Source organism: Stenotrophomonas sp. STEN054 (genome assembly GCF_056854535.1).
Genome location: NZ_JBXFWG010000109.1, coordinates 1 through 1254 on the forward strand (window position 1 = coordinate 1; position 1254 = coordinate 1254).

At 59.6% G+C, this 1254-nt stretch carries 2 protein-coding genes; both read left to right on the forward strand.

Annotated elements, in window-relative coordinates; genetic code table 11:
• The first annotated feature begins 64 nt into the window (after positions 1–64).
• Complete coding sequence (locus AC1VXD_RS19825) at positions 65–358, forward strand: transposase (protein WP_482993480.1); 294 nt, start codon at positions 65–67, stop codon at positions 356–358.
• A complete protein-coding gene (locus AC1VXD_RS19830) occupies positions 355–1215 on the forward strand; it encodes an IS3 family transposase (protein ID WP_482993481.1) in 861 nt (286 codons plus the stop codon). Before AC1VXD_RS19825 ends, AC1VXD_RS19830 begins: the two co-directional genes overlap by 4 nt.
• Positions 1216–1254: the final 39 nt, after the last annotated feature.

The window sequence follows — 1254 nt, forward strand, 5'->3', positions numbered from 1 at the left end:
CTGATCTGGTCCCCCAGCAGCGGACGCCAAGAAGCGATACTGAATCGTACTTGGAGGTCCCCTTATGTCTCGCGCCACCCGCCGTAGCTACACCGATGAGTTCAAACACCAGGCCGTTGAGTTGGCCCAGGCCCTGGGGCCGGCAGCAGCTGCTCGGCAGCTGGAGATGTCGGTCAAGACGTTGGCCAATTGGCTTGATGCAGTCCGTGCCGGCCAGTCGTTAAGTTCAGAGGCCCGCAGGCCCGCCACTGACCTGGAGAGCGAGCTCAGCCGGCTTCGAGCAGAAAACGCCACGTTGCGGATGGAGCGTGAAATCCTAAAAAAAGCGGCGGCGTTCTTTGCCAAAGAGTCCAAGTGAGATACGCCTTCGTCGCCAGCCAGAGGACTTTCTATCCCACCAGGCTGCTGTGCCGGGTGCTGGGCGTTTCTGTGTCAGGCTTTCATGACTACCTGAGCCGACTGTCTGCTGAAGCGAGCGATGCAGATGCCGACCTTCGTTCGGAGATCCGGGCGGTCTACAAGGCTAGCAGGAGCACCTATGGGCGACGCCGGATGGTCAAGGCAATGCGCGCGGCAAACCACGAGGTGGGGCCCAAGCGTGTAGCGCGGCTGATGGCCGAGGAGCGTATTCGAGGCAAATGCAAAGGTGGCTATCGACGCAGATCAGCTGGTGGATCGGACCAATTGGCGGCCAATCTTCTGGATCGACAATTCGTACCAGGTGCCGGCCCCACCGCCTGGGTTGGAGACATCACCTACATCCCAACCCTGCAGGGCTGGGTGTATTTGGCCACAGTCATCAGCATCCAGACCCGCCAGGTGTTGGGCTATAGCGTGTCCGACCGGATGACTGAGGACTTGGTGGTTAAGGCATTTGCCAATGCTTGGTCTCTCAACCCTCAGAAGCCTGGCCTGATCTTCCATTCAGACCGAGGTGGGCAGTACTGGGGCAATGAGTATCGCCAGTTGCTGCAGTCTCATGGCGTGGTTCAAAGCATGAGCCGGCCAGGCAACTGCTGGGACAATGCGGTGGCAGAGAGCTTCTTCGCTTCCTTCAAGAACGAAGAGGCAGACAAGACATACCCGACCCGGAAGGACGCCAGCCAATCCATCGCCGCCTACATCCACGGCTTCTACAATCCAACCCGGCTACACTCGGCACTGAGCTACAAATCGCCCAACGACTACGCCCGGCAGCTTGCGGCTGCCGCCTGAACACGGCTTCATGGCGTCCGTTTTTAGGGGGCCAGATCA